This window comes from uncultured Caballeronia sp. (assembly GCF_964243625.1).
In the GTDB taxonomy this organism is placed as follows: domain Bacteria; phylum Pseudomonadota; class Gammaproteobacteria; order Burkholderiales; family Burkholderiaceae; genus Caballeronia.
This window is the reverse complement of the sequence record NZ_CAXTGZ010000597.1, coordinates 1-3678: the sequence shown is the minus strand read 5'-3', so window position 1 is coordinate 3678 and position 3678 is coordinate 1. Positions and strand designations below refer to the sequence as shown.

Here is a 3678-nt window from a genome sequence, read left to right as displayed (position 1 = left end):
AGCCGCGCCGATTCGGGAATCACGTTTGCCGCGTGTCCCGCATTGAATGCGCCGACCGTGACGACGGCCGTCTGCATGGGGTCGATACTGCGCGCGACCACCGTCTGCAACGCCATTACCAGAGCCGAGCCGATCACGACCGGATCGATCGACAGATGCGGGCGTGCGGCGTGACCGCCGCGGCCATGCACGGTGATGTTGACCGTGTCCGATGCCGCCATGAACGGTCCGCTGCGGAACATGAACGTGCCGGTCGGATAACCCGGATGATTGTGCAGCCCGAAGATCGCTTCGCAGGGGAACCGCTCGAAGAGACCATCTTCGATCATGCGTTTCGCACCGCTGTCCGCGCCGATTTCTTCGGCCGGTTGGAACACGAGATGCACGGTGCCGTCGAAAGCGCGTGAACGAGCGAGATGGCGCGCGGCGCCGAGGACCATGGTGGTGTGGCCGTCGTGACCGCAGGCGTGCATCAAGCCTGCGTTGCCGCTTGCATAGGGCAGACCGGTTTCTTCGGCGATAGGCAATGCGTCCATATCGGCACGAACGGCGACGGCGCGCGTCCCGGTGCCTGCCGTAAGCGACGCCACCATGCCCGTTCCACCCAGGCCGCGCGTGACCTTGTAGCCCCACGTTTCCAGCTTCTGCGCCACGAAGTCAGAGGTCTGGAATTCCTTGTACGCGAGCTCCGGATTCTGGTGAAGGTGATGACGGATGACGCTGAGTTCATCGCGCAGATCGCTCGTGTCGTCGAGTAAGCAGAAACCCTTGGTATTTTCCATGATCGATGGTGCCTGTATTTGGGGAAACGGAATCGGCCAGTATTCCGGTGCAAAATCACTCAAACAATGACGTTCCTTCGCCGATAATGTTGACCTGAATGTCAACATTTAACGCACATGACGATCGATATCTCTTCCTCGCGCGAATCCGTTTTAAGTGCCCGAAGCCTGCGTTATCTGCATGAAGTCGAGTCGCACGGCGGCGTGCGAGCGGCGGCTGACGCGCTCGGTATCAATCCGTCGGTGATCAGCCGGCAAGTCGGGCAGCTCGAACGGGATTACGGCGTCGTCCTGCTCGAGCGAAGCGGGCGGCGCGCGGTGCTGACCGAAATTGGCATGAGCCTCGTCGAACATTTTCGCGAGAGCAAGCGGCGTGATGCCGACATGCTCGCTCAACTCGAAGACTTCAAGAGCCTGCGGCGCGGGAGGCTGGGGATTGGCGTGGGCGAGGGGCGTATCGAAAATCTGCTGGCTACCGTCATGGAGCGGTTCAGCTTGCAGTTTCCTGACATCGTGGTGGAATTCCGCAGTGGAGCGACCTCCGAGATCATTGCCATGGTGCGCAACGACGACGTGGATCTCGGCCTGTGCGCGGGCGGCAAAAGTGATCCCGCGATTCGTGCGCGGATCTTTCGCGCGGCGCCGTTTTGCGCGATGGTCAGTCCGCGTCATGCACTTGCCGGCGAGCGTCGGATCCGCTTCGAGCAGTTGCGCGATCAGCGGTTGATCTTCATGCCGGAGCGGTTCGGCGTGCAGCAGTACCTGGACGCCATCATAAGCGCAGAGCGGCTGACGGTGACGCCGTCGTACAGATGCGACCTGTTTTCCGCAGCTCAGGCAATCGCGGCGGCGGGGCTGGGCGTGGCTTTCATGTCCACCGATGCCGCGCGTCAGTATCTTGACGCCGGACGTCTGGTAGCACTTGAAATCGAGCATCCGATAGCGCGCGAATTCAGCAGCCAGGTGATACGCCGCGTGGGGCGGCGTTTGTCGCCAGCGGCCGAGTTTTTATGGCGGCAACTCGTGGAAGCGATGCAGCGCAGATGGGCGGCCTCGGGAAGAGGAACCAGCGCGGGTTAGCCGGCCCAATGCGCCTGCTTCAGGCAGAAGCAAGCGCAGGCATCCCCACCGGGCGCGCGATGGCGAGAAACGCGTTCATGGCGCTGCTTGCATAGACGTCGTGACGACGCACGAACACCGTATCGACGAAAGCATCGTCGGGAGCAAGCTCATGCAGGGCGACCCGTCCTTCACGCGACGCCGCCATGACCACGCCCTTCGGCAGGAGCGTCACGCCGACGCCGGCCGCGACGCATCCGAGCATGGCATCGAGTGAACCGAATTCGAGCGGTGTGCTGACCTGCAGGCCCAGCCGTGTGAGGACGCTTTCAAGCCGCGCACGATACGAACATCCCTGCCGGAACACGATGGTCTTCACCACGCCCGTTTGCGCGAGATCCCTGACGGACCGGAACCTGCGCGCGGTGACAAGCGCCATTTCCTCGTCGAAGATGGTTTCCGTATGCAGGTCTTCGTGAGTGACAGGACCGGCGACAAACGCACCATCGAGCCGATACTGCAGGACGTCTTCCACCAGACTCGCCGTAGTGCCGGTTCGCATGACGAGTTCGACCTTCGGAAACGTTACGGTGAATTGCGCGAGCACGTTCGGCATGCGCAACGCGGCGGTGGTTTCGAGCGCACCTAGAACCAGCGGTCCGCTCGCGACGCCTTCGTCTTTCACCGCTGTCCGGGCATCGTCCAGCAGCCGCGCCATCTGCCTGGAGAAAGGCAATAACCTGCGTCCGGCCGCTGTCAGTTCCACACCTCGATGATGCCGGTGAAACAGCGTCGCGCCGAGTTCTTCTTCGAGCAATCGAATTCGCGCGGTCACGTTCGACTGCACGGTATGAAGTTCGAGCGCCGCGCGGTTCATGCTGCCGTTTCGTGCAACCGACTCGAAGATGCGCAGATCGGCGGCGTCCATGATGGCTCCAGGTATCGGAAGAAGTGATAGCAATTATCACATCAAAGCGCCGCTCGCCTGATCAAAGCTTGTTAAGCTGGACGGCACTGAATGACCAAGCAATTATCCGGGAAAGGAGCGAACATGGGCACCTGGCGTGATCGTCGGATCATCGAGCTGTTCGGCATTGAAGCACCTATCATTCTCGCTCCAATGGCCGGGCCGGGTACACCGGAACTTGCCATAGCGGTGGGCGAAGCGGGCGGCCTGGCATCGCTGCCTTGCGCGTTGTCGAGCGTGGAGCAAGCGCACGATGCGCTCACGTTGATCCGCTCGAAAACCCGCGCGCCGGTCAACGTCAATTTCTTCTGCCATACGGCGCCGCAGGCCGATGCCGCACGCGATCTCGCGTGGCGCGAACGGCTCGCTGAGTATTACATCGAGCATGGGATCGATCCTGAGTTCACATCTGCGGGCGCATTCCGTCGTCCCTTCGATAACGAGTTTTGCGCGCTCGTAGAAGAATTCAAACCCGAGGTGGTGAGCTTTCATTTCGGACTCCCGGAGAAACTGCTGGTCGATCGCGTCAAGGCGACCGGCGCGAAGATCATTGCATCGGCTACGACGGTGGCGGAAGCCCGGTGGCTCGAAGCGCATGGCTGCGATGCAATCATCGCGATGGGGTTCGAGGCAGGCGGCCATCGCGGCACGTTCCTCAACCATGACATGGCGACGCAGGTCGGCACGTTCGCGCTCGTGCCGCAGATCGCTGACGCGGTATCGGTGCCGGTGATCGCAGCCGGTGGTATCGCCGATGCACGAGGGATTGTCGCCGCACTGGCGCTGGGTGCATCGGCGGTGCAGATTGGCACGGCCTATCTGTTCTGCCCGGAAGCGAAGGTGCCGGAGCTGCATCGCGTTGCGCTGCGC

4 protein-coding genes are annotated in these 3678 nt (G+C 61.9%); 2 read left to right on the top strand and 2 right to left on the bottom strand.

The annotated features are described in order from the left end of the window. A partial coding sequence (locus ACFFAR_RS27730) for an amidohydrolase (RefSeq protein ID WP_174364977.1) occupies window positions 1-782 on the bottom strand: 782 nt, incomplete at its 3' end. A 117-nt stretch (window positions 783-899) separates the two neighbouring features. On the opposite strand from ACFFAR_RS27730, the gene ACFFAR_RS27725 reads away from it, so the two are divergent. Then, a complete protein-coding gene (locus ACFFAR_RS27725) occupies window positions 900-1862 on the top strand; it encodes a LysR substrate-binding domain-containing protein (protein WP_174364976.1) in 963 nt (320 codons plus the stop codon). A gap of 19 nt (window positions 1863-1881) precedes the next feature. On the opposite strand, the gene ACFFAR_RS27720 is transcribed toward ACFFAR_RS27725, so the two are convergent. Further along, a complete protein-coding gene (locus tag ACFFAR_RS27720; RefSeq protein ID WP_174364975.1) occupies window positions 1882-2769 on the bottom strand; it encodes a LysR substrate-binding domain-containing protein in 888 nt (295 codons plus the stop codon). Window positions 2770-2892: 123 nt separating this feature from the next. Between ACFFAR_RS27720 and ACFFAR_RS27715 the strand changes: the two genes are divergently transcribed. Further along, on the top strand, window positions 2893-3678 hold a 786-nt coding region (locus ACFFAR_RS27715; RefSeq protein WP_174364974.1), incomplete at its 3' end, for a DUF561 domain-containing protein.

What these genes read in the sequence shown, in the direction of transcription:
- ACFFAR_RS27725 (WP_174364976.1), top strand. Translation starts at nt 900, where the DNA reads ATGACGATCGATATCTCTTCCTCGCGCGAATCCGTTTTAAGTGCCCGA.
- ACFFAR_RS27720 (WP_174364975.1), bottom strand. Translation starts at nt 2,769, where the DNA reads ATGGACGCCGCCGATCTGCGCATCTTCGAGTCGGTTGCACGAAACGGC.